Raw genomic sequence first — 23,004 nt, forward strand, 5'->3', positions numbered from 1 at the left:
AGCAACATTGGAAAAGCTTTCTTCCGGCCTTGTGGGATTAAGGTATCATAACGGTCAAGTATATGATTTTGCCATATAAAATTAACTGCACCAGTTTCGTTTGGTAATAACACCTACTTACTACTCTCATTAACTTACCTAATGCCCTACCGTGCCGGGCGCCGTGGCGGCAGGGCCGAGTGCGCGGGTTCGAAATGGCGCGGTGGCGGGACTCGAAACGCCGCGCACCCCGACCTTGGGGCAAGCATTATTTCTAATCCCTCGCATTAGTTTCCAAAATGGTGCGGCACCGTGATTGCGCCGGTTCCCGCGCTGGAATAGCCCTTCTGCAAATAGGCAGCCAAGCAAAGCCGAGGCATGACATGAAGACTACTGCGCGCGTTGTGGTGATTGGTGGCGGCGTCGTCGGCGTCAGCACGTTGTATCACCTGGCCAAGATGGGCTGGTCCGATGTCGTGCTGATCGAACGCAAGGAACTGACCTCCGGCTCTACCTGGCATGCCGCAGGCCTGCTGCCGCTGTTCAACCTGTCCTACTCGGTCGGCAAGCTGCACCAGTATTCGGTCGATCTCTATCCCAGCCTGGAAGCGGAAACCGACCTCAACGTCGGCTTCTCGCGCGTGTCGAACATTCGCCTCGCCAACAGCCCCGATCGCATGGACGAATACCGCTATTACGCGGGCGTGGCCAAGACCATCGGGGTGGATGTGAACTTCCTCACCCCTGAGCAAGTCCATGAAATCTGGCCCTTGGCGCAGATGGACGGGGTGCTCGGCGCCATCCAGCATCCCGCCGATGGCTATATCCAGCCGGCCGACTTGACCCAGGCCCTGGCCAAGGGCGCACGCCAGCGCGGCGCCACGATCATGCGCAACACCACGGTCACGGGCATCACCCAGAAGGCCAATGGCGAATGGGTGGTGGCCACCGACCAGGGCGAGATCACCTGCGAGCATGTGGTTTCGGCCACCGGCAGCTTTGCCCGCCAGACCGGCGCGATGGTCGGCCTGGATGTGCCGGTGATCCCGGTTGAGCATCAGTACATCGTCACCGAGCAGCACCCCGCGATCATGGAGCGCCGCGCCAAGGGCCTGCCCGAAATGGGCGTGCTGCGCGAAAGCGACTCGAGCTGGTACATGCGCGAGGAAGCCGGCGGCCTGCTGCTTGGCCCGTATGAAGTCGGCGCACCGGCCTGCTATGTGAAGGGGCCGGCCGCCAACAGCGAATATGAACTGTTTCCCGATGCTCTCGAACGTTTGGAGCCCTATATCCTCTCGGCGATCGAGCGCGTGCCCGCCTTTGGTGAGCTGGGGATCAAGAAGGTTTACAACGGCGCCATTGCCTACACGCCCGACGGGTCGCCCATCGTCGGTCCTGCGCCGGGGCTGAAGAACTTCTGGCTCAATGAAGGTCACAGCTTCGGCATCACGGCAGCCGGCGGCGCGGGTTGGCAGCTGGCCCACTGGATTGTGGACGGCGAACCCACCATCGACATGATGGGGGTCGATCCGCGCCGCTTCGGCACTTATGCCGACGAAGGCTATCTCATCGAAAAGAACGAGGAAGCCTATGCCAAGGTGTTCACCGTTCACTATCCCGATGAAGAGCGCGAGGCTGCCCGCCCGCTGCGCCAGACGCCGTGCTATGACCGCATGAAGAAGCTGGGCGCGGTGTTCGGCAGCGTGTTCGGCTGGGAGCGCCCCAACTGGTTCGCGCCCGAAGGCTATGAACTGACCGACGCCGATCTCGATCGGCCCGAAACCCTCCTCAACCACAACCATCCCGATGTGCCGGGCGCGCCGATCCGCGAAAAGTGGTCGTTCCGCCGCTCCAACTACTTCGAGCATGTTGGCAATGAATGCCGCCATGTGACGGAAAAGGTTGGCATTCAGGACATGAGCGCGTTTGCCAAGTGCCGGATTTCCGGCCCTGGTGCGGAAGACTGGCTGGGCAATCTGTTGTCCAACGCGGTGCCCAAGAAGATCGGCCGCGTATCGCTGTCGTATCTGCTGACACCGGCTGGCGGCGTGCGCAGCGAGTTCACTGTCTACAAGCGCGGGCCGCAAAGCTATTACCTGGTTTCGGCCGGCGCGCTGGAGCAGCACGACCACGATTACCTGATCAAGGCGCTGCCCGCCGACGGTTCGGTCAAGTTTGAGCGGCTGACCACGGCGATGGGTGTGCTGGTCCTGGCCGGGCCGCGCGCCCGCGACGTGCTGGCCAAGGTGACCCGCACCGATCTGTCTAATGAGGCGTTCCCGTGGCTGACGGGCAAGCGCATCTCGATCGGCGCGGCGCCGTGCGATGCGCTGCGCGTGAATTTCATTGGCGAGCTGGGTTGGGAATTCCACCACCCGATCGAGATGCAGAACTACATCTTCGACAAGCTGATGGACGCCGGCGCCGAATTCGACATCAAGCCCTTTGGCATCCGGGCGATGACGTCGATGGCGCTGGAAAAGAGCTACAAGCTGATCCCGCGCGAACTTTCCGTGGAATACAACGCGCTGGAAAGCGGGCTTGAACGCTTCATATCCATGAAGAAGCCGGACTTCGTTGGCCGTGACGGGCTGCTGGCGAAGAAGGAAGCCGGTCTTTCTTCTACTCTGGTTACCCTGGAGGTGCTGGGCGTCACCGATGCCGATGCCCGCGGCTCCGAAGCGATCTATCGCGATGGACAACTGGTTGGCCGCGCCACTTCGGGCGGCTATGGTTGGCGCACGGCCAAGTCGCTGGCGCTGGCGATGATCGCACCCGAACACGCAAACCTTGGCACCGAACTCGAGATTTCCATTCTCGGAACGATGCACAAGGCCGTGGTGATCCCAGACTCGCCCTTCGACCCCGAAAACCTTGCATTGCGGAGCTAGTTCCCATGCGCAATTTCGCTTCGATTGCCGAACTGCTGAACCAGGATCGCCCCGGCTACACCTTGCCGCAGGCGCTTTACACCAGCGAGGAAGCCTTTCGCTTCGATACCGAAGTGATGCTCAAGTCGGTGTGGCTCTATGCCTGCACCGTGGCCCACGTGAAGAACCCTGGCGATTTCTACGTCTTTGAAATGGCCAACAACTCGGTGTTCATTGTGCGCGGCCGCGATGGCGAGGTGCGCGCGTTCTACAACACCTGCACCCATCGCGGATCGCGCATTTGCCAGGTTCAGGCCGGCACGATGCCGCGCATCATGTGCCCCTATCACTTCTGGACATTCGGGCTTGATGGCAAGCTGATCGCCGCGCGGGGGATGCCCGACGATTTTGACAAGGGCGCGCACAACCTGCGCCAGGTGGCGCTGGAAAACTGCGGCGGCCTGCTGTTCATCTGCCTGGCGGACAACCCGCCGCCGATCGAGCCGGCCAAGCAGGACATCGCGGCCGCGATCGGCATCTATAACATGGACAAGCTCAAGGTGGCCGCGGTCGAAGACCTGCATGACACGGCCAACTGGAAGCTGGTCATGGAAAACAACCGCGAGTGCTATCACTGCGAGGCCAACCATCCCGAGTTGCTCAATTCGCTGAGCGGATCGGGCTTTGGCCGGGGCAACCCGGAAGATGGCGACGCGGCTGATGAGGACGATGTGACCGCCCAGGTGGAGCGCTGGAAGGCCATGGGCGTGTGGCGCGACCTGGTCGAATTTCCCGATGGCGGCTGGCATCGCGTGGGTCGCCTCAGCCTGGCGCACGGGGCGCTGTCGCAGACCATGGACGGGCAGCCTGCTTCCAGGAAGCTGATCTGGCCGGTCGAGCACGCCGAGCCGACCAGCGTTTCGGTATGGACCCAGCCCAATTCCTGGCACCACTTCTGCTGCGACCATGTGGTGACGTTCAGCGTGATGCCGCAGGGACCGGATCGTTCGATCCTGCGCACCTCGTGGCTGGTGCACGAAGACGCGGTGGAAGGCGAAGACTACACGGTCGAGAACCTGACCCACGTGTGGAAGGCGACCAACCGCCAGGACCGCCACTTGGCGGAAATGAACCACGCCGGCATCGTTACCGATGGCTATCGCCCCGGGCCTTACGCGCTCGAGGAAAACCTCGTCGATGCCTTCAAGACCTTCTACGTCGAGCGCGCCAAGGCCGCGCTGGAAGCGGCAGGACAGCCATAAGATGATGCGCTTTTCCGGGCTCAATCTCATCGCGCAGGCTTTTTCGGGGCACCAGTCGTGGCCGGAACAATGGCCCGACAAGGCACCCAAGGCGGCCTATGACGTGATCATCGTGGGCGCGGGCGGGCATGGCCTGGGCGCGGCCTATTACCTGGCGGCCAAGTATGGGATCACCAATGTTGCGGTGATCGAAAAAGGCTGGCTGGGCGGTGGCAACACCGGGCGCAACACCACGATCATCCGCTCGAACTACCTCTACGATGAAAGCGCCCACCTCTATGACCATGCGGTCAAGCTGTGGGACGGGTTGAGCCAGGAGCTCAACTACAACGTGATGTATTCGAAGCGCGGCGTGCTGATGCTCGCGCACAACGTGCATGACATCCAGAGCTTCAAGCGCCATATCCACGCCAACCGCCTGAACGGCGTGGACAATGAATGGTTGAGCCCGGAAGAATGCCAGGCCTATTGCCCGCCGCTCGATATCTCGCCCAATGCGCGCCATCCGGTGCTGGGCGGGGCGTTGCAGCGGCGCGGCGGCACCGCGCGGCACGATAGCGTCGCCTGGGGCTATGCCCGCAAGGCGACGGCGCTGGGCGTGGACATCATCCAGAACTGCGCCGTCACCGGCATCCGGCGCGGGCCCGATGGTGCCGTGCTGGGGGTGGAGACCGAGCGCGGCTTCATCGGCGCGAAAAAGATCGGCGTATCGGCGGCCGGCAATACCTCGGTCGTCATGAACATGGCCGGCCTGCAATTTCCGCTGGAAAGCTATCCGCTGCAGGCCCTGGTGTCAGAGCCGGTCAAGCCGATTTTTCCCTGCGTGGTCATGTCCAACACCGTGCATGCCTATATCAGCCAGTCCGACAAGGGCGAGCTGGTGATCGGCGCGGGGACCGACCAGTACACCTCGTATTCGCAGCGCGGGGCGTTCCACATCATCGAGCATACCCTGGCGGCGATCTGCGAGATCTTCCCGATCTTTACCCGCATGCGCATGTTGCGCACCTGGGGCGGGATCGTCGACGTGACGCCCGATCGCTCGCCGATCCTGGGCAAGACCCCGGTTCAGGGCCTCTATGTCAACTGCGGTTGGGGCACGGGCGGGTTCAAGGCGACGCCGGGCGCGGCGGATCTGCTGGCGCACACCATCGCCCACGATGCCCCGCACGCGATCAACGCGCCGTTCACGCTCGACCGGTTCCGCAACGGGCGGATGATCGACGAGGCGGCCGCAGCCGCCGTGGCCCACTGAGCAAGGCGCAGGGAACCAAGCCATGCTGTTGATTCATTGCCCCTATTGCGAAGAAGACCGCCCCGAGGTGGAATTCGTCTATGGTGGCGAGGCGCATATCGCACGCCCGCTCGATCCTGCAACGCTGAGCGACGAGGAATGGGAGCACTATCTCTACATCCGCCGCAATCCGCGCGGGCGGCACCATGAACGCTGGCGGCATACCCACGGTTGCGGGCGTTTCTTCAATGCCGTGCGAGATACCGTGAGCGATCGTTTCGAACAGACCTACAAGGCCGGGGAACCGCGTAAATGAGCGGCTATCGTCTTCCTGCCGGCGGCCGCGTCAACCGCGCCGCGCCGCTGGATTTCACCTTTGACGGGCGCGCCCATCGCGGCTTTACCGGTGACAGCCTGGCCTCGGCGCTGGTGGCATCGGGGCAGATGCTATTCGGCCGCTCGTTCAAGTATCACCGCCCGCGCGGCATTCTGGGCATGGGGACGGAAGAGCCCAATGCCTTGGTGACAGTGGACCGCGGTGGGGCCGGGCCGGGTTGGGGCCGGCGCACGCCCAATCTGCGCGCGCCATCCGTACCGCTGTATCAGGGCCTTACCGCGCAAAGCCAGAACCGCTATCCCTCGCTCAAGTTCGACCTGGGCGCGGTCAACGATCGGCTTGGCGCGTTCTTTCCGGCCGGTTTCTACAACAAGACATTCATGTGGCCGCGTTCGGCCTGGGAAAAGCTCTATGAGCCGGCGATCCGGCGCATGGCCGGGCTGGGCGCCAGCCCAACGGAGCGCGATCCCGATTATTACGACGCCACTTATGCCCATTGCGAGGTGCTGGTCGTCGGCGGCGGCCTGGCCGGGATCGATGCCGCGCTGGCGGCGGCGGCCGACGGCGGCCGGGTGATCCTGATCGACGAGCAGGACGAACTAGGCGGCGGTGCCCTGTCGGACCAGACGCTGTGGGGCGAAGTGGCCGACAAGACCATGGCACTGCGCCGGCTCGGCAACGTGACTGTGCTGACCCGCACCACCGCGTTCGGCTATTACCACCAGAACTTCGTGGGCGCGGTAGAGCAGCTGACCGATCATCTGGCCCCGGCGCAGGCGAGCGGCGCGCGCGAGCGGCTGTGGCGCATCCGCGCCGGCGAGGTCATCCTGGCCCAGGGCGCGATCGAGCGCCCGCTGGTGTTCGATGGCAACGACGTGCCGGGCGTGATGCTGTCGAGCGCCGGGCGCACGCTGGCGGTGCGCTATGGCGTGGCGGTGGGCCGCGCGGTGGCCGTGATGGCGGTGCACGACAGCGGCTGGCGCGATGCGCTGGCGCTCAAGGCGGCGGGCGTCAACGTGGTGGCGGTGATCGACTTGCGGGGCGAAGTGGCGGCCGATCTGGTTGCTGCCGTGCGCGGCGCGGGGATTGCCGTGCATCTTGGCCATGCCGTCACGCAGGTGGCGGGCCGCCATGGGGTGAGCGGCGTGACCTTTGCCCCCGGTGGCACCGGGCAGGGCCAGCAACTGGCGGTCGATGCGCTGCTGATGGCCGGTGGCTGGACGCCGACGGTGCATTTGTGGAGCCACGCCAAGGGCAGCTTGCGCTGGGACGCTGCCTGGGGCGCCTATCTGCCCGACGTGGCGCAGGAAAACTGCCGTGCCGTGGGCGCCGGGGCGGGCGCCTGGGACATGGGCGCGGGCCTGGCGCTGGGCACGCTGCCTGGCCCCAAGCCGATCTGGCAGACCAAGGCTTTCGTCGATTTCCAGAACGACGTGAAGGCGCGCGATATCGATCTGGCGGTGCGCGAGGGCATGCGCTCGATCGAGCATATCAAGCGCTATACCACCAATGGCATGGCCACCGACCAGGGCAAGACCAGCAACCTCAACGGCTTGCAGATTGCCTCGGGCAGCCTGTCCAAGCCGGTGACCGATATCGGCCTCACCACGTTCCGCCCGCCCTATACGCCGCAGACGTTCGGCGCGCTGATGGGGCATCACAAGGATGCGCTGTTCCAGCCGATCCGCAAGACGGTGATCGATGGTTGGGCCGATGCGCGCGGCGCCGTGTTCGAGAACGTGGCGCAATGGCGCCGTGCGCGCTATTTCCCCCAAGGCGGCGAAGACATGCACGCCGCCGTCGCGCGCGAGTGCTTGGCGGTGCGCCAGCAGGTGGGCATGTTCGATGCATCGACCCTGGGCAAGATCGAGGTGGTCGGACCCGATGCCGCCGAATTCCTCAACCGCATGTACACCAACCCGTGGAAGGCGCTGGCACCCGGCCGCTGCCGCTATGGGCTGCTGCTGCGCGAGGATGGCTTCATCACCGACGATGGCGTTTCGGCACGCCTGGCGCCCGATCGTTTCCACCTGACCACCACCACCGGCGGCGCGGCGCGCGTTCTGGCGATGATGGAAGACTATCTCCAGACCGAATGGAGCGATCTCGACGTCTGGCTGACCAGCACGACCGAGCAGTGGGCGGTGATCGCGGTGCAGGGGCCGCTCGCCCGCGCCGTGATCGCGCCGCTGGTCGAAGGCATCGATCTGGCGCCTGGCGCCTTTCCCCACATGGCTATTCGCGAGGGCCGTATCTGCGGCGTGCCGACGCGCCTGTTCCGCGTGAGCTTTACCGGCGAGCTTGGCTATGAAGTCAACGTGCCGGCCGAGCATGGGCGCATGGTGTGGGAGGCGATCCACGCCTCTGGTCAGGCGCATGGCATTACCCCCTATGGCACCGAGACGATGCACGTGCTCCGCGCCGAAAAGGGCTATGTCATCGTCGGGCAGGATACCGACGGCACGCTGACCCCGGATGACGCCGGTATGGCCTGGGCCGTGGGCACCAAGAAGCCCGATTTCGTCGGCAAGCGCTCGCTCGTCCGGCCCGACATGAGCGCGCCGGGGCGCAAGCAACTGGTCGGGCTGCTGACCGAAGACCCGCAGGAAGTGCTGGAAGAAGGCGCGCAGATCGTCGCCGATCCCGATCAGCCGGTGCCGATGACCATGCTGGGCCACGTCACCTCGTCCTATCACAGCGCCACGCTGGGCCGCTCCATCGCCATGGCGGTGATTGCCGACGGCCGCGCGCGCGATGGCCAGGTGATCCATGTGCCGATGCCGGGCCGCACGATCCGCGCGCGGGTGAGCGCCAGCACCGTGTTCTATGATCCGCAAGGGAGCCGCCTCGATGTCTGATGTCCTTGCGATCCCCGCCCTGGCCGTGGCCGGCACCGATCTGGCGCTGGAGGCCCAGGCAGTTACCGCCTCGGGCGTGGCGCTGACGCTGGAAGCGCCGGCCAGCCGCTGGTCGCTGCGTGCCCGCACGGCGGATGCGCTTTCAGGCGTGATCGGCCGCGCGGTACCGGCGCGCATTGGCGAGACGCTGGATGGCATCGCCTGCCTCGGGCCAGACGAATGGCTGGCCGATCTGCCTGCCGGCACCGCGCTGCCCGATGGCGCCGGGCAACCGGTGAGCGTGGTGGACATTTCCGCGCGCGGCGTGGTCATCCGGGTGGAGGGGGCAGGGGCGGCCACCGTCCTGTCATCGGGATGTCCGCTCGATCTCGACCGGTTTGCCGTGGGCCGCGCCACGCGCACCGTTTTCGAAACGGTGGAAGTGATCCTGTGGCGCGAAAGCGCGACCGTGTTCCGCGTGTTCGTGTGGCGCAGCTTTGCCCCGTGGCTGTGGCACGCACTCAAGGCGGCGGAACGCGGCTAAGCAGAATTGGCCTGAAATTCAGGCCGCCACACCGCCCTTGAAGCGCAGGCGCGCGGTCAGGCCATCGGGCTGCCAGTCCAGGTCGATCGCGCCCTCGCGCAGCCGCACGATGCGGTTGATGAGGTTCAGCCCCTGGCCGCCATCGCGCGAGGTTGCCTGCACGGGGCGGTTCGAAACCTCGTGCCAGGTGATCACGATGTCGCCGTCCTGATCCTCGCTCGACAGCGTGATAGCGCCGCCATGCGCGATCGCGCCATGCTTCGAGGAATTGACCGCCAGTTCACCCACGACCAGGGCGATCGTGTCAGCCAGGGCGCGCGCAATCGGCATGTCGCGCACCTTGTCGGTCGCCACCGGGCAGAACGCACTGCCAAAGGGCAGGACCAGCGCATCGATCAGTTCGACCAGGCTGCACGGCACTTCCAGGCTGGTGAACAGGGCCTGGGCGCGGCCCATCGCAATCAGGCGTTCGGCCATCTGCCCGGCAAAGGCATCGTTGTGCGCGTCGCCACGGGCAAAGCCGCGGATCAGGCTGGAAATCATCGTATAGGTGTTGCGCAGCCGATGGTGCAACTCGCGCGTGGCGGTTTCCAGCACCTGGCGGGAGAGTTCGGCATCAGTCACGTCGCGCGACACGGCCAGATAGCTGATCAGCTTGCCGGTATCGTCGCGCAGCGCCGAAACACTCACGTCCCACCAGCGGCTGTTGCCCTTGGCCGTGGGGCAATGGGCACGAAACCGCGATACACCGCCGGCCTGGGCCGTGGCAAAGCCGCTGGCGATATGCGGCCGGCCTTCTTCGGGCCAGAGCGTGTCCCAGCGCTTGCCCAGCACGTCTGACGGCGTATCGATCTCCATGGCGCACAAGCCATTGGGATTGACGTAAGTTACCGCGCCATCAAGCCCGATAACCTTGACGCAATCCACGCTCTGGTCGAGCGCCGCAGCCAGCGAGAGTTGCGAGATTCCGGCAACCTGCCGTGAAAGTTCGTTGTTAGTCATGATTACTGCCGGAGTTCCCCAACACCCGGTCAGGCGTGCCCCACGCGCACCTTCGCGACGGGGCTCTAATCCTTAGTTAATGCAAAGGTTCCGGCAAAAATGGCGGAAAAGCGCACTTTTTGGCGTTGCCGCGATTCTCATGGCCGCTGGATCACCCAAGCAGAGGTCCGGCCCAGGGCAGGTTGGTCATCAGGGGCGGCAGGACCTGATCCAGCAGGGTCTCGCGCGCCAGGGCAGCAGTCTGACTGGGCAGATCGCCGAGTTCGCCCATCCGCGCTACCACCTGGATGCGGCGGGCAAAGCGGCCGCGCGGCAGGGGTTCGACGCGCAGCTGCGGCATCAGCTGGGGCAGGGCGGCGAGGCACAGCAGCGAGGTTATGCTCCAGCCGATGCCCATGCCCACCGTGGTCAATTGCTGGTGAATGATCTCCACCTCGATCACATTGGGCAGGCGCAGCTTCATGCGGGTCAACTGGCTTTCGATGCGCTGGCCCATGCCGGTATCGAGTGAATAGCGCACGAACGGCATGCGTTCGGCCACGTCGGCCGGATCGATGCTGCCGCTGTGGTCGGCCGGAAAGATCATCACGAAGGGATCATCGATCACGTCGTGGTGTTCGATGCCCGGGTGTTTTTCCAGGGTATTGCTGCCGGTCACCAGCATGTCGCAGCGCCGGGCCAGGAATTCCTGCTGCTGGCGCAGCGAAATGCCCGATCGCACGCGCCATGAACCCACGCGCATGCCGTGCCGGCGCAGCAGCGGCGCGGTGAGCAGGTTGGCGAGGCTCTCGCTCATGCCCACGGTCAACTGGTCGATCGGCTGCTGCGCGCCTTCGCGCACCTCGTCATAGGCAGTGCGCGCGCTGGCCAGCAGCTTGCGCGCGCGCTCGTGCAGGGCGCGGCCCGATGGCGTCAGGCCCAGTGGCCGCAGCGAGCGATCGAACAGCGGCGCGCCGATGCCCTGTTCCAGCCGGGTGATGGTTTGCGACACCGCCGACTGGGTGATCCGCAACTGCTGGGCGCAGGCGGTCATCCCGCCCAGTTCCACCGTCAGGACAAACACTTCCAAGCCGTGCAGATCGAATTCGGCGGGCAGGCGCATAGGCATGATCCTTTGGGTGCGCGCCCTCTCGCGCCCCCGTGCTGCACTCTTGTGCCATCATGATGCCTGAACTACCAGATTATATCTGCTTATTGTCTGCGCTGCCCCGTTCCTGTTGCGGGCAAGCCGTCCTACAGATGCGGGCAACCAGCGAAAGGGAGCTGACGTGGCGCTTTTGAAACCCGATTTCGTCCTGCTTGTCTCGTGTGTGGATCGCAAGGGCCTGGTAGCCGCGATCGCCACGTCGATTTCGGCGCAGGATTGCAACATCGTTGAAAGCGCGCAGTTCGATGATGCCGTCACCGGCCGCTTCTTCATGCGCGTGGCCTTCACCGCGCCCGAAGGCATGACGGTGGATCGCTTCAACGCCGCGTTCCTCTCGGTCGGCAGTGCCTATGGCATCGATTGGAAGGTCTTCGATCTGTCGGTCAAGGTGCGCGCCCTGGTCATGGTGTCAAAGGGCGGGCACTGCCTGAATGACCTGCTCTATCGCACCGCCACGCGGTATCTGCCGATGGAAGTGACCAGCGTGGTCTCGAACCATACCACCTGGCAGCGCCGGGTGGAGCACGAGGGCATCCCCTTCCACCACCTGCCGATCACGCCGGAAAACAAGGTGGAGCAGGAAGCAAGGCTGCTGGACATGATCGCGCAGCAGAACGTCGATCTGGTGATCCTGGCGCGGTATATGCAGGTGCTGTCCGACACCACCTGCCGCGCCCTGGAAGGCCGCGTGATCAACATCCACCATTCCTCGCTGCCGGCGTTCAAGGGCGCGATGCCCTATCACCGTGCCTACGAGCGCGGGGTGAAGATGGTGGGCGCCACCGCCCACTACGTAACGCCCGATCTGGATGAAGGGCCAATCATCGCGCAGGATGTCTCGATGGTGGACCACGCCGATACCGTCGATGACCTGATCGCCCAGGGCCAGGAAACCGAAAGCCGCGTGCTGACCCGCGCGGTCAAGGCCCATTGCGAGCATCGCGTCATGCTCAATGGCCACCGCACCGTGGTGTTCAAGTGAGCGAGGCCCGGCTCTACGCCGATCTGGCCGCGCTGGGCGTGGTATGGTCCAGCCTGGAACACGAGGCAGTGTTCACCGTGGAGGAAAGCGAAGCGATTCACGCCGCACTGCCCGGGGCGCACACCAAGAACCTGTTCCTCAAGAACGCCGATGGCAGTTTCTGGCTGGTAACGGTCGATCATGCCAAGCGGGTGGACCTCAAGGGGCTGGCTGGCGCGGTCGGCGCCAAGAAGTTCAGCTTTGGCAAGCCGGAAGACATGGAGCGTCTGTTGGGCGTGACGCCCGGCGCGGTGACGCCGCTCGCGGTGATCAACGATGCCGATGGCGCAGTTCGCGTGGTGATCGACGCGGATCTGGTTGACGCAGAACGGGTTCACGTTCATCCCTTGCGCAACACAGCAACGATCGGTCTTTCCGGTGGCGATTTGTTGCGCGCCCTGGAAGGGTGGAATCACTCCGCGATCGTGTCTGGCATTCCGGAGCGGCCATGACCGTCAGCACGTTTGACCTGTTCAAGATCGGCATCGGGCCATCGAGTTCGCACACCGTGGGGCCGATGGTCGCCGCGCGCCGCTTTACCGAGGCGCTGGAGGCTGCGGGCCTGCTGGCGCGCACGGCGCGGGTATCGGTCGATCTCTATGGGTCATTGGCCCTGACCGGCAAGGGCCACGCCACCGACGTGGCGATTATCCTGGGCCTGGCGGGGCAAGTGCCTGCCACGGTCGATCCCGATGCGGTGGCGGGCATCGTTGCCGCGGTGGACCAATCGGGCCGCGTCGTGCTGCTCGGGCAGCACGAGGTTGCGTTTGCCCCGGCGCAGGACATGCGCTTTCTCCAGCGCGAGCGGCAGCCCTATCACAGCAATGCCATGGCCCTGGCAGCCTGGGACAACGCAGGCGAGATGCTGACCCGGCGGCTGTTCTATTCGGTGGGCGGCGGCTTCGTGCTGGACGAGGACGAGGTGATCCGCAATGCGCCGGCGCTCGATGTGCCGGAATTGCCCTATCCCTTTGCCTCGGCCGCGCAACTGATCGAGATTGGCGAGGCCACCGGCCTTAGCTTTGCCCAGATCATGCTGGCCAACGAACTGGCGTGGCGCAGCCCGTCCGAAGTGGACGCCGGGCTCGATCTGCTGGCCGATACCATGGCCGCCTGCATCGATCGCGGCTGCGCGCAGGGCGGAATCCTGCCTGGCGGCCTGAAAGTGCGCCGCCGTGCCGCCGCGCTGGCGCAGGAATTGCAGCATCGCCAGCAGATGTCGCTGTCAGAGCCGCTCGCCGTGCTCGACTGGATCAACCTGTGGGCGATGGCGGTGAACGAGGAGAACGCCGCTGGTGGCCGCGTGGTGACGGCACCCACCAATGGCGCGGCCGGGATCATTCCGGCAGTGCTGCGCTATTACGAGCGCTGCTATCGCGGCGATCGCGCCGGGCGGCGCACGTTCCTGCTGACGGCGGCGGCGATCGGCGCGCTTTACAAGCGCAACGCTTCCATTTCCGGCGCCGAAGTGGGCTGCCAGGGCGAAGTGGGCGTGGCCTGTTCGATGGCGGCGGCGGGCCTCACGGCGGCGCTGGGTGGCAACAATGCCCAGATCGAAAACGCCGCCGAAATCGGCATGGAGCACAATCTGGGCCTGACCTGCGATCCGGTGGGCGGCCTGGTGCAGATCCCGTGTATCGAGCGCAATGCCATGGGCGCGGTCAAGGCGATCGACGCCTCGCGCCTCGCCATGCTGGGCGATGGCCAGCACATGGTGAGTCTTGACAAGGTGATCGAAACCATGCGCCAAACCGGCGCAGACATGCGTGACAAGTACAAGGAAACCTCGCAAGGCGGCCTGGCGGTGAACGTCGTGGCGGTCAACGTGGTGGAATGCTGAGCGAGTTCGAGGAGATGTATCGATGAAAGCCCTGGTCTGCGTGAAGCGGGTGATCGACTACAACGTGAAGCCGCGGGTGAAGGCGGATGGCACGGGTGTCGAGCTGGCGAACGTGAAGATGAGCATGAACCCGTTCGACGAGATCGCGGTCGAGGAAGCCATTCGCCTGAAGGAAAAGGGCGTGGTGAGCGAGATCGTGGCGGTGTCGGTGGGGCCGGCGAAGGCGAGCGACACGCTGCGCACGGCGCTGGCGATGGGTGCGGACCGCGCGATCCTGGTGCAGAGTGATGACGAGGTCGAGCCCTTGGCCGTGGCCAAGATCGTGACGGCGATCGCGGGTGAGGAACAGCCGGGCCTGATCATCACCGGCAAGCAGGCGATCGACGACGATTCCAACCAGGTGGGCCAGATGGTGGCCGCGCTGCTCGGCCGGCCGCAGGGCACCTTTGCCAATGAAGTCAGCGTCGAAGGCGATCATCTGATCGTCAAGCGCGAGATCGATGGCGGCCTGGAAACGGTCAAGCTGGCGCTGCCGGCGGTGATGACCACCGACCTGCGCTTGAACGAACCGCGCTATGCCTCGCTGCCCAATATCATGAAGGCCAAGTCCAAGCCGCTGGCCACCAAGACCCCGGCCGACCTCGGTGTCGATGTGGCGCCGCGCCTCAAGACGCTGAAAGTGGCCGAGCCGCCGGTGCGCGCGGCCGGCGTCAAGGTGGCCGATGTCGATGCGCTGGTGGCCAAGCTCAAGGAACTGGGAGTCGCGTGATGGGTAAGGTTCTTCTCTGGGTCGAGCATGACGGCGCGGCGATCAAGGACGCGACGCTGAGCGCGGTGACGGCAGCGGGCCAGCTGGGCGACGTGGTTGCGCTGGTCGCGGGCGAAGGCGTCGATGGCGTGGCCCAGGCCGCCGCGCAGATTGCCGGCGTGGCCGCCGTGCTCAAGGCCGATGACGCGGCCTACGCCCATGCGCTGGCGGAAAATGTTGCGCCGCTGATCGTCGACCTGATGGCCGACCACGATGCTTTCGTGGCGCCGGCCACGACCACCGGCAAGAACGTCGCGCCGCGCGTCGCCGCGCTGCTCGACGTGGCGCAGGTGTCGGACATTCTCTCGGTTGAAGGGCCCAAGACCTTCACCCGGCCGATCTATGCCGGCAACGCCATCGCCACGGTCGAATCGAGCGATGCCAAGCTGGTGGTGACGGTGCGCGCGACGGCCTTTGCCAAGGCCGAGGCGAGCGGCGGCAGCGCCAGCGTGGACGCGGTGAGCGGCGCGGGCGACGCTGGCCTCTCCAGCTTCGTCGGCGCGGAAATCGCCAAGAGCGAGCGGCCGGAACTGACCAGCGCCAAGATCATCGTCTCGGGCGGTCGTGCCCTGAAAGACGCGGAAACCTTTGCCGCAACGATCACCCCGCTGGCCGACAAGCTCGGCGCCGCGATCGGCGCGAGCCGCGCTGCGGTGGACGCCGGCTATGTGCCCAACGATTACCAGGTCGGCCAGACCGGCAAGATCGTGGCGCCGCAGGTCTATGTCGCGGTGGGCATTTCCGGGGCGATCCAGCACCTTGCCGGCATGAAGGACTCAAAGACCATCATCGCCATCAACAAGGACGAAGACGCCCCGATCTTCCAGGTGGCCGACGTGGGCCTGGTGGCTGATCTGTTCACCGCCGTGCCGGAACTGGTGGGCAAGCTTTGAGGGAATAAAACATGCCCTCCCCCAGCCCCTCCCGCCAGCGGGAGGGGAGTTTAGGGGCACCACTGAAAGTCCCCCTCCCGCTGGCGGGAGGGGTTAGGGGAGGGCATGTTTCGGGCCCCAAGCCCGAAAACAATCAATCGCAGGGATCGCCCGCTTCCACAGTGACGCTCGCCTGGGTTTGGCGCACGCGGCTGCCCGGGGGAACGGAGCGCGTAAGCCAGACATTGCCGCCGATCACCGAGCAACGGCCGATGGTGACGCGGCCCAGGATCGTGGCGCCGGCGTAGATCGTCACGTCATCCTCGATGATCGGGTGGCGGGCCTCGTCCTTGACCAGGCGGCCTTCCTCGTCGGTGCTGAAACTCCGCGCGCCGAGCGTTACGGCCTGATAGATCCGCACCCGCTTGCCGATGATCGCGGTCTGCCCGATCACCACGCCAGTGCCGTGATCGATGAAGAAACGCTCACCAATCGTGGCGCCAGGGTGAATATCGATGCCGGTGCGCGAATGGGCGATTTCAGCCAGGATGCGCGCCACCAGCGGGGCGCCCAGCTTGTAAAGCTCGTGCGCCACGCGGTGATGCAGCACGGCGGTGACGAACGGATAGCACAGCAGCACTTCATCGACGCAGCGCGCTGCGGGATCGCCGTCGAACGCGGCTTCGACGTCGCTGTCGAGCAGGCGGCGGATTTCCGGGAGGCGCGCGGCGAGCGCGGTGACGATGCGGTTGACCTCGGCATCGACAGTGGCGTTGCAATCCTGGGGATGGCTGTAGTGCAGTTCCATCCGCACTTGCGCGGCCAGCAGGGGCAGCGCCGATTGCAGGCTGGCGGCAACGAAGATGTCTTCGTTGGCGGCGGTCACTTCGGCCGGGCCCAGGCGCAGCGGGAACAATGCGGCGGCCAGTACATCGATGATGCGGCCCAGCGCGTGGCGCGAGGGGAAGCCGACCGCGCCGTAATCGCCGCGCTTGCTGCGTGCATCGCGCCAGCCCTCGCGCACCCGGCGCAGGTGCGCGACAACATCGTCGATGGCAAACGGCGGCTCGGGAAATTCGACCTCGGCCTTGCCCATATCCCTCATGTCCTTCCTGCGCCTTGCCGCCGGCCGATCAGGGGCCGTCGTGGCTGTGGCGCATCATATAGGATGTGCCACAGCCACGGGAAGGGGGCCTTGCGGGAATGTTGCCAGTTGTTTGCGCGGCGTTATGCCGGCGCGGCGCCTAAAGGCCGGTCGCCGCCAGGCGCGCGGCCGTGGCATCGCCGTGGGCAAAGCGTGCGGCCTCGATCACCAGGTCGGCCGACGGACGCACCCCGGTATAGAGCACGAACTGCTCCACTGCCTGAAGCACGATGACCTCAGCCCCCGAAACGACCGGCTTTCCGGCCGCCAGCGCGGCAACGATGAACGGCGTTTGCGCCGGTTGGGCCACCACGTCGAACGCCACGTCTGCGGCGGCGATCATTTCGGCCGGGAAGGCCAGCGCCTGGGCATCGGGGCCTTCCATGCCCAGCGGCGTCACGTTGACCAGCAGCGGCGCGCCGGCGGCGGGCACGTCGCTGGCCCAGGCAAAGCCATAGCGCTCGGCAAGCGCCGGGCCGGCCTCGGCATTGCGCGCCACGATCGTGCCCTGGGTAAAGCCCGCGTCGCGTAGCGCCGCAACCACGGCCTTGGCCATGCCGCCACTGCCGCGCAGGATGAACGGCTTGGCCGGATCGGCGGGGCTGGCCTCGATCAACTGGCGGCAGGCGGTGTAATCGGTGTTGTAGCCGGTGAGGTGGCCGTCGTCGTTGACGATGGTGTTGACGCTGTCGATCGCGAGTGCGGAGGGTTCGAGCGTATCGAGCAGAGGGATCACCGCTTCCTTGAACGGCATCGAGATCGCGCTGCCGCGAATGTCGAGCGCGCGGATGCCGGCAACGGCCGCCGGCAGATCGCGCGTGGAGAAAGACTTGTAGATAAAATCGAGGCCCAGTGCCTCATAAAGGTAGTTGTGCAGCCGCGATCCGGCATTGCCGGGGCGGCCCGACAGCGACATGCACAGGCGGGTATCGCGGCCGATGGGGGGCTTGTTGGGCATTGAGGCTCCTGGGGGAAGGGCTGACGGTCGGCCCAGCCATGGCATGAATTGCCGGGGCAAGGCCAGCCTGTTGAGGCAGCTTGACAGGAGGCGGGGGTTGCCGCCAGCGCTGGCGAAACCGCAACCTCTGCCACCATGGTTTCCCGCATGATGCCACCGCTTGCGATCGTTCTGGCCGGGCGCAGCAACACCGCCAAGCGATCCGATATCCTGACCCGCGTTGCCCGCAAGTTTGGCGAGCGCGGGCAACCGGTTTTCGTGTTTGAATCCCCGCGCCATGCCGCATCGGAGGGGATCAACCGCCGCCTGGAACAGGCCCTGCCAGGCATTGCGCGCAGCACGGGCCAGGCGCTGTCGTGGCCGCGCCTGGCCGCCTGGTACGCGGTCAAGACCGCGCTGGCCTGCGCCAGCCCGCACCGCCTCGACTTTCTCATGGCGGCACTGCTGCCGCCGTGGCTGATCGCCAGCTGGGAATTGCAGCGGTTCATCGAAAGCCTGCCGCACGCACGAGTCGTGGTCGTGACCCATTCGGCCGGGGGCGTGGCTGCCACGCGGATTGCCGCGCACCCCCACGTGCAGGCGATCGCCAGCTTTGGCTATCCGTTTCGCCACCCGGAACGGCGGCGCGAAGCCTATCGCACGCGGCACCTGCGCGCGGTGGTCAAGCCGATGGTGGTGATCCAGGGCCGCGGCGATGCCTATGGCGGCGATCCCGCGCAGTTCGGCCGCTTCCTTGGCCCGACATGCTCGATCGTTTCGCTCGAGTGCGACCACGAATACCATGGTCTGGACGATGGCGCGTTCGCGCGCGCCTGGGAGGCCATTGATCACGTGCATGATCTGGCCTGTCAGAAGGAATCTCAAGCGCCACGGCTGGATTGCGCCACGAGCGTGTCAGGACAGACGTGTTGAAGATCGACACTGCGCGATGACGGTCTCGCGCAGCCAGCGATGCGCAGGATCGGCGTCCATGCGCGGATGCCACAGCGCGGCAACGGCAATGTCGGGTGTTTCAACCGGCAGCGTGAAGCGCACCAGCCCATCCGAGAACCATGGGTCGGACAGACAGGATTGCGGCACCAGCGCGACCAGATCGGACTGGCGGGCAATCCGCAAGGCATCCGGGAAGCCGGGCACGACGGCGACGATCTCGCGCTGCAGCCCGAGCGCTGCCAGCATGTCATCGACGGGTCCGGTCGATTGTCCGCGCCGCGACACGACGACATGCTTGGCGGCCGCATAGCGATCTGCGGTCACCGCAGCTGACAACAGGGGATGCCCCTCTCTTGCCGCGCCGATGAAGCGGTCACGAAAAAGCAGCTGTGTTCGCACCTCGGGCGCAAAATCGCCGAGCACTCCGATTTCAAGGTCGATCGTTCCGTCCCGCAGCGGCCCAGCCTCCTTGATGGGCTTTGGGGCAAAGCGCAGGCGCGCATGCGGTGCGGCGGCGACCACGGTCTTGACCAGGGAAGCGGAGAACAGCGGGATGAAGCCTTCGTTGGCGCGGATGGTGAAAGTCCGCTTGAGCGTAGCGAGATCGAGCGGCCCTTCGTGTGGCGTGAGAACATCGCGAACATCTCGCGCCAACGCATGAACACGCTCGCGCAGCATGATGGCGCGGGGAGTTGGCACCAGCCCACGGCCTGCCCGCACCAGCAGGGGATCGCCGGTCGCCGCCCGCAACCGTGCGAGCGTGCGGCTCATGGCCGATGGGCTGAGGCTCAAGCGACGCGCCGCAGCCGTCACGCTGCCTTCCGCTAGAAGCGCGTCCAGCGCCGACAACAGGTTAAGGTCAATGGTGTCCATCGCCAAATGATAGGCGGCCTGGCAAACGTGGGATAGCGCATGATGCAACAACAGTTTGCATCCTGTGCGTCTGGTGCAGCTATCGAAAGCGGAAGATGATGGTCTTCAGCGGCAAAACCGAAAGGAATGACCATGTTTTCCCAAGCCATTGGCGACACCGCCGGCACGATTCTCATTGTCGGCGCATCGCGTGGCCTTGGCCATGCGATGGCGGCAGAATGTATCGCGCGGGGCTGGCATGTCGTCGGAACGGTGCGCGGCCCTGACCGCACTGCGTTGCACGACCTTGCCGATGCCCACCCGGGCCGCGTCGACATTGCCCAGCTCGACATGACGCAGCCAGCGCAGATTATGGCATTGCGCGAACGGCTGATGGGGAAGAAGTTCGACATCCTGTTCGTCAACGCGGGTACGGCCAACCACAACCAGGACGAAACTATCGCGGAGGTTTCGACCGAAGAGTTCATTCGCGTGATGGTCACCAACGCGCTCAGCCCGCTACGGGTGGTGGAAGGCTTGCAGGATTGCGTCGCCCCAGCGGGCCTGATCGGTGTCATGTCTTCGGGCCAGGGCAGTATCGCCAACAATGTGAATGGCGGGCACGAGGTCTACAGGGGCACGAAGGCTGCGCTGAACCAGTATATGCGCAGCTATGCGGCGCGTCATGCCGATGATGGCCGGGCCAAGGTGCTTATGGCGCCAGGCTGGATCCGCACCAGACTTGGCGGAGCCGAGGCGCCGTTCGGCATCGAGGAAACCGTGCCACAGATCGTCACCACGCTGCTCGCGCAGCGGGGAAAGCCCGGCCTGCATTATCTCGATCGGGAAGGGCGCACCGTTCGCTGGTGAGAATCGCTGGAATGGCGCGCCCTGCAGGATTCGAACCTGCGGCCACCGGCTTAGAAGGCTGGTGCTCTATCCAGCTGAGCTAAGGGCGCGCACAGCCGTGCCCATAAGACGGCTTTGCCTTTGGTGCAAATGGCGATAGCAGTTCATCCCCATGAACGATCCCGCATCCGCATCGGCGCCGCTTGAAAAGATCGGCGGCAAGCTCGGCGCACGCCGCCATTTCCGCTTTTTCGACTACATGATGGCCGCGTTCGTGGCGATCCTGCTGCTGTCGAACCTGATCGGCGCGTCAAAGCTGTCGAGCGTGGGCGGCTTCACCTTTGGCGCGGGCATCCTGTTCTTCCCGATTTCCTACATCCTGGGTGACGTGCTCACCGAGGTCTACGGCTATGCCAACGCGCGGCGCTGTGTGTGGGTGGGCTTTTTCGCGCTGCTGTTCATGGCGGTGATGAGCTTTGTGGTGGTGGCGATGCCGCCGGCGGCCGACTGGGGCTGCGCATCGAGCGGCGATCCGCAGTTTGCCGGGCTCGTGGCCAGAAGTTCCGCTGGGGCGGTTTGCCAGACCACCTATGTCTCGGTGTTCGGCAGCACCTGGCGCATCGTGCTGGCCTCGGTCACGGCATTCTGGGCCGGGGAATTCGTCAATTCCTTCGTGATGGCGCGAATGAAGGTGTGGACGGGCGGCAAGTATCTGTTCACCCGCACCTGGGGCTCGACCATCGCCGGGCAGGCGATCGACAGCCTGATCTTCTATCCCGTGGCGTTCCTGGGCACCTGGACCAATGCCGATGTGGTGCATGTGATGATCACCAACTGGGCGATGAAGGTGTTGTGGGAAGTGGTGCTCACGCCCGTTACCTATGCCGTGGTCAATTTCCTCAAGCGGCGCGAAGGTGTGGACGTCTATGACACCGACACCGATTTCTCGCCGTTTGCCCGCACCGCTTCGGTGTGAAGGGGTGCGGGTCGGTGCCAGAGGTGGTGTCGGCGGCCCGCATCAATCGGCGATCAGCGCGATGGCCAGGTAGATCAACAGCAGCGAGCCAAAGCCCAGCAGGGTGCCGGCGATCCAGGCCACGCGCACCAGCGTGACATCGAGATCGAGCGCGTCGGCCATGCCGGCGCAAACGCCGAAGATCTTGCCGTTGGCGCGGTCGCGGCGGAAAATGCTGCCACGGCGGCGGGCGGGGCGGACGGGGCTGTCGTCAAAGCGCAGGTCGGTCATCATGCGATCTCCACGGCGGAAGCGGTGCCCTGGGCAGTGGTGACCGGCGTCTGCACGGTCTGGCCGATTAGGGCGAGCGAGAGGGCGAGGGCGGCGACGGCGGCCGAGGTGCGGCCGGCGATGGAAAGCAAGGTCTGCATGGTGATTACTCCCTGAATGTGGCGCCGGATGATCGCATCCGGCCGATGTCCCTTGCTTTGCATGGGGCGTGCCAAATTCAGAAAATGGCGGTTTTCTGCGCTTTCTCTTCGCCTGTCTTGCCCGTGAACGCAGAATGAATACCAAGGATTGGGATTATTCACCGATAATTTGGATGATGGATTTCCTGGCTGACGCGATTCGCATGCCGCGCAGCTTTGTCAGGGCGGGGACCGGCCTTCTTCCCCCTTTGGAAGGCTGGCGCCGATGCAGGCCGGGCGGGCCATGCATCAGGCGTTGCCGGAGCAATCCGGCGGTTCCCGCCTCCCTTGCGATCAAAGGCCGAGTGGCGTGGCTTTGTTCTTGCAATTTTCCGCCGCCTCCCTTATCTGCACATTCATCCCGACATTGTGAAGGCAAGAGCGGGCTGGCGCCAGACGGGGCCGGCGCGAAACTTCGTTGCTGAAACGGTGTGGCCTGAATTGGTTTGACGCGCCAAGGGCGTGCTCGGGAGTATTGGAGACGGCATGACGGATATCGCGCGGATCATCGAGATTGTGGAGCCCGAGGTGAAAGCCATGGGATTCGATCTCGTGCGCGTGCGCCTTTACGGCAAGAGCGAAGTTGGCGACGAGGAGCACACGCTCCAGATCATGGCCGAGCGCCCCGAGACCGGGCAACTGGTCATCGCCGATTGCGCCGGCCTTTCGCACCGCATTTCCGACAAGATCGACGCGCTGGAAGAAGCCGGCGAAATGCTGATCGAAGAGGCCTATCGCCTTGAAGTCAGCTCTCCGGGGATCGACCGCCCGCTGACCCGCCCCAAGGACTTTGCCGCCTGGATCGGTCACGAGGCGCGGATCGAGCTGTCCGAGCTGCTCGACAATCGCAAGCGCTTTCGTGGTGATCTCAAGGGTTTCGATGCCGATACCGGCACGATCTCGATCGAGGATGACGGCGAGGTGTTTGCCGTGCCGTTTGCCCTTGTCACCAATGCCAAGCTGATCCTGACCGATCGGCTGATTGCCGCCTCGCGCCCGGTGGATAGCTCCGGCGTGGACGAGGAAGATTTCGAAGACGAAGACGCTTTGGCGCAAACCGACGCATTTCTTGAGGAACAGGAAGACTAAG

Annotated in this window: 22 protein-coding genes and 1 tRNA gene; 15 read left to right on the forward strand and 8 right to left on the reverse strand. The window is 65.0% G+C overall.

Annotated elements, in window-relative coordinates; all coding sequences use genetic code 11:
• Positions 1 to 362: 362 nt before the first annotated feature.
• Genes FHW97_RS05600 through FHW97_RS05625 form a run of 6 tightly spaced genes read left to right on the forward strand, consistent with a single transcriptional unit; the run spans position 363 to position 9,063 of the window.
• Complete coding sequence (locus FHW97_RS05600) at positions 363 to 2,870, forward strand: FAD-dependent oxidoreductase (protein WP_171798330.1); 2,508 nt, start codon at positions 363 to 365, stop codon at positions 2,868 to 2,870.
• Between the two features lie 5 nt (positions 2,871 to 2,875).
• The gene (locus tag FHW97_RS05605) at positions 2,876 to 4,111 is read left to right on the forward strand and encodes an SRPBCC family protein (protein WP_107716550.1); all 1,236 of its coding nucleotides are present in this window, start codon (positions 2,876 to 2,878) and stop codon (positions 4,109 to 4,111) included.
• A gap of 1 nt (position 4,112) precedes the next feature.
• Positions 4,113 to 5,366 carry a sarcosine oxidase subunit beta family protein gene (locus tag FHW97_RS05610; protein WP_022675220.1) on the forward strand — a complete coding sequence of 418 codons (1,254 nt, stop codon included), beginning with the start codon at positions 4,113 to 4,115 and terminating at the stop codon, positions 5,364 to 5,366.
• A 22-nt stretch (positions 5,367 to 5,388) separates the two neighbouring features.
• Complete coding sequence (locus FHW97_RS05615) at positions 5,389 to 5,661, forward strand: sarcosine oxidase subunit delta (protein WP_062785691.1); 273 nt, start codon at positions 5,389 to 5,391, stop codon at positions 5,659 to 5,661.
• Positions 5,658 to 8,540 carry a 2Fe-2S iron-sulfur cluster-binding protein gene (locus FHW97_RS05620; RefSeq protein WP_171798331.1) on the forward strand — a complete coding sequence of 961 codons (2,883 nt, stop codon included), beginning with the start codon at positions 5,658 to 5,660 and terminating at the stop codon, positions 8,538 to 8,540. Before FHW97_RS05615 ends, FHW97_RS05620 begins: the two co-directional genes overlap by 4 nt.
• A complete protein-coding gene (locus FHW97_RS05625) occupies positions 8,533 to 9,063 on the forward strand; it encodes a sarcosine oxidase subunit gamma (RefSeq protein WP_171798332.1) in 531 nt (176 codons plus the stop codon). The genes FHW97_RS05620 and FHW97_RS05625 overlap by 8 nt, the downstream gene beginning before the upstream one ends.
• Before the next feature lie 18 nt (positions 9,064 to 9,081).
• On the opposite strand, the gene FHW97_RS05630 is transcribed toward FHW97_RS05625, so the two are convergent.
• Together FHW97_RS05630 and FHW97_RS05635 are read right to left on the reverse strand one after the other, a co-directional pair.
• Complete coding sequence (locus tag FHW97_RS05630; protein ID WP_171793440.1) at positions 9,082 to 10,065, reverse strand: PAS domain-containing protein; 984 nt, start codon at positions 10,063 to 10,065, stop codon at positions 9,082 to 9,084.
• A gap of 151 nt (positions 10,066 to 10,216) precedes the next feature.
• Positions 10,217 to 11,167, reverse strand: a complete 951-nt coding sequence (locus FHW97_RS05635; RefSeq protein ID WP_171798333.1) for a LysR family transcriptional regulator — start codon at positions 11,165 to 11,167, stop codon at positions 10,217 to 10,219.
• A gap of 175 nt (positions 11,168 to 11,342) precedes the next feature.
• Here FHW97_RS05635 and purU point away from each other — a divergent pair, with 175 nt between their 5' ends.
• From purU to FHW97_RS05660, 5 genes are read left to right on the forward strand one after another with little or no spacing between them, the layout of a single operon-like run.
• On the forward strand, positions 11,343 to 12,194 hold the full coding sequence (gene purU / locus FHW97_RS05640; protein WP_216647686.1) for a formyltetrahydrofolate deformylase: 852 nt from the start codon (positions 11,343 to 11,345) through the stop codon (positions 12,192 to 12,194).
• Positions 12,191 to 12,685, forward strand: coding sequence for a prolyl-tRNA synthetase associated domain-containing protein (locus tag FHW97_RS05645; RefSeq protein WP_171798334.1), 495 nt, complete (start codon positions 12,191 to 12,193; stop codon positions 12,683 to 12,685). The genes purU and FHW97_RS05645 overlap by 4 nt, the downstream gene beginning before the upstream one ends.
• Positions 12,682 to 14,073 (forward strand): L-serine ammonia-lyase, encoded by a 1,392-nt coding sequence (locus FHW97_RS05650; RefSeq protein ID WP_171798335.1) that lies wholly within the window; start codon positions 12,682 to 12,684, stop codon positions 14,071 to 14,073. Before FHW97_RS05645 ends, FHW97_RS05650 begins: the two co-directional genes overlap by 4 nt.
• Positions 14,074 to 14,095: 22 nt before the next feature.
• Positions 14,096 to 14,842 (forward strand): electron transfer flavoprotein subunit beta/FixA family protein, encoded by a 747-nt coding sequence (locus FHW97_RS05655; RefSeq protein ID WP_171798336.1) that lies wholly within the window; start codon positions 14,096 to 14,098, stop codon positions 14,840 to 14,842.
• On the forward strand, positions 14,842 to 15,774 hold the full coding sequence (locus FHW97_RS05660; RefSeq protein ID WP_171798337.1) for an electron transfer flavoprotein subunit alpha/FixB family protein: 933 nt from the start codon (positions 14,842 to 14,844) through the stop codon (positions 15,772 to 15,774). Before FHW97_RS05655 ends, FHW97_RS05660 begins: the two co-directional genes overlap by 1 nt.
• 133 nt (positions 15,775 to 15,907) lie before the next feature.
• Here FHW97_RS05660 and epsC read toward each other — a convergent pair whose 3' ends face one another.
• Together epsC and FHW97_RS05670 are read right to left on the reverse strand one after the other, a co-directional pair.
• A complete protein-coding gene (gene epsC, locus FHW97_RS05665; protein ID WP_051146401.1) occupies positions 15,908 to 16,858 on the reverse strand; it encodes a serine O-acetyltransferase EpsC in 951 nt (316 codons plus the stop codon).
• 139 nt (positions 16,859 to 16,997) lie between these two features.
• Positions 16,998 to 17,855, reverse strand: coding sequence for a shikimate 5-dehydrogenase (locus FHW97_RS05670; protein ID WP_171798338.1), 858 nt, complete (start codon positions 17,853 to 17,855; stop codon positions 16,998 to 17,000).
• A gap of 147 nt (positions 17,856 to 18,002) precedes the next feature.
• Here FHW97_RS05670 and FHW97_RS05675 point away from each other — a divergent pair, with 147 nt between their 5' ends.
• On the forward strand, positions 18,003 to 18,767 hold the full coding sequence (locus tag FHW97_RS05675; protein ID WP_171798339.1) for an alpha/beta family hydrolase: 765 nt from the start codon (positions 18,003 to 18,005) through the stop codon (positions 18,765 to 18,767).
• Here FHW97_RS05675 and FHW97_RS05680 read toward each other — a convergent pair.
• Positions 18,750 to 19,661: a LysR family transcriptional regulator gene (locus FHW97_RS05680; protein WP_171798340.1), complete on the reverse strand. Its 912-nt coding sequence runs from the start codon at positions 19,659 to 19,661 to the stop codon at positions 18,750 to 18,752. The genes FHW97_RS05675 and FHW97_RS05680 overlap by 18 nt on opposite strands.
• Positions 19,662 to 19,793: 132 nt before the next feature.
• Between FHW97_RS05680 and FHW97_RS05685 the strand changes: the two genes are divergently transcribed.
• On the forward strand, positions 19,794 to 20,510 hold the full coding sequence (locus tag FHW97_RS05685) for an SDR family NAD(P)-dependent oxidoreductase (RefSeq protein ID WP_171798341.1): 717 nt from the start codon (positions 19,794 to 19,796) through the stop codon (positions 20,508 to 20,510).
• 12 nt (positions 20,511 to 20,522) lie between these two features.
• Here FHW97_RS05685 and FHW97_RS05690 read toward each other — a convergent pair.
• Positions 20,523 to 20,599, reverse strand: a tRNA-Arg gene (locus FHW97_RS05690).
• Positions 20,600 to 20,661: 62 nt separating this feature from the next.
• Between FHW97_RS05690 and FHW97_RS05695 the strand changes: the two genes are divergently transcribed.
• Positions 20,662 to 21,465 (forward strand): queuosine precursor transporter, encoded by an 804-nt coding sequence (locus FHW97_RS05695; protein ID WP_022677252.1) that lies wholly within the window; start codon positions 20,662 to 20,664, stop codon positions 21,463 to 21,465.
• 42 nt (positions 21,466 to 21,507) lie between these two features.
• Here the strand turns inward: FHW97_RS05695 and FHW97_RS05700 are convergent, their stop codons facing one another.
• On the reverse strand, positions 21,508 to 21,738 hold the full coding sequence (locus tag FHW97_RS05700) for a PspC domain-containing protein (RefSeq protein ID WP_022677251.1): 231 nt from the start codon (positions 21,736 to 21,738) through the stop codon (positions 21,508 to 21,510).
• The gene (locus FHW97_RS05705) at positions 21,735 to 21,875 is read right to left on the reverse strand and encodes a hypothetical protein (protein ID WP_158271977.1); all 141 of its coding nucleotides are present in this window, start codon (positions 21,873 to 21,875) and stop codon (positions 21,735 to 21,737) included. Before FHW97_RS05705 ends, FHW97_RS05700 begins: the two co-directional genes overlap by 4 nt.
• Before the next feature lie 525 nt (positions 21,876 to 22,400).
• Between FHW97_RS05705 and rimP the strand changes: the two genes are divergently transcribed.
• The gene (gene rimP / locus FHW97_RS05710) at positions 22,401 to 23,003 is read left to right on the forward strand and encodes a ribosome maturation protein RimP (RefSeq protein ID WP_107718619.1); all 603 of its coding nucleotides are present in this window, start codon (positions 22,401 to 22,403) and stop codon (positions 23,001 to 23,003) included.
• Position 23,004 lies beyond the last annotated feature (1 nt).

This window comes from Novosphingobium sp. SG754 (assembly GCF_013149315.1).
Lineage (GTDB): Bacteria > Pseudomonadota > Alphaproteobacteria > Sphingomonadales > Sphingomonadaceae > Novosphingobium > Novosphingobium capsulatum.